At 60.9% G+C, this 1,127-nt stretch carries 1 protein-coding gene; it reads left to right on the plus strand.

Annotated elements, in window-relative coordinates; translation table 11 throughout:
* The coding region (locus AB3X89_RS39845; protein ID WP_368588010.1) for a Tn3 family transposase at positions 1-1,127 on the plus strand (1,127 nt) is incomplete at both ends.

Here is a 1,127-nt window from a genome sequence, read left to right on the forward strand (position 1 = left end):
GCTCGCCGAGCGGAAGAACGCGCTACGCTCAGGCGACATCTGGGTGCAGTGCTCACGCCAGTTCAGGGACTTTGACGACTACCTGCTGCCGACAGAGAATTTCCAGGCGATCATGCAGGGCAATGTCTTGCCGCTGCCGATCATCGCTGATTGCGACCGTTACCTGGAGGAGCGGCGGCAGTTGCTGGAGCAGCGACTGGCAACCGTCAACCGCCTCGCCGCCGATAACGGGCTGCCCGATGCGATCATCACGGAATCGGGCCTGAAAATGACGCCGCTCGATGCCGCGGTACCCGAGGCGGCCCAGGCACTCATTGACCAGACATCGGTCATGCTGTTGCGCGTGAAAATCACCGAGTTGCTGATGGAGGTTGATGCGTGGACCGATTTCACCCGCCACTTTACGCACCTGAAGACCGGCGAGACAGCGAAAGACAAGACCCTGCTGCTCACGACGCTCCTGGCCGACGCGATCAACCTCGGACTGACGAAGATGGCGGAGGCCTGCCTCGGTACCACCTACGCGAAAGTGTCGTGGCTGCAGGCGTGGCACATCCGGGACGAAACCTACTCACAGGCGCTGGCTGAACTCGTCAACGCACAGTTCGCCCATCCGTTCGCCGCCCACTGGGGCGACGGCAGCACCTCGTCATCCGATGGGCAGCGCTTCCGTGCGGGCAGCAAGGCCGAGAGCACGGCACACGTGAATCCGAAATACGGCGCCGAGCCCGGACGCATGTTCTACACGCACATCTCCGACCAGTACGCGCCGTTCTCTCCGAACCTCGTGAACGTCGGCGTGCGCGATTCGACCTATGTACTCGACGGACTGCTGTATCACGAGTCGGATCTGCGCATCCAGGGACATTACACTGACACCAACGGATTTACCGATCACGTCTTTGCGCTGATGCGTCTGCTTGGTTTCCGGTTTGCGCCACGGATCCATGATCTCAGCGACATGAAGCTGTATGTGCCAGGCAATCCCAAGGATTATCCTGCGCGTGCCTCAATGATCGGCGACACGTACAACGAAAAGCACATGCGGAGGAACTGGGACGAGGTTCTCCGTCTGGCGACGTCGATCCGGCAGGGCACCGTCACGGCTTCGCTGATCTTCGCTGATG

This window comes from Paraburkholderia sp. BR14320 (assembly GCF_040948665.1).
Classification (GTDB): Bacteria; Pseudomonadota; Gammaproteobacteria; order Burkholderiales; family Burkholderiaceae; genus Paraburkholderia; species Paraburkholderia youngii.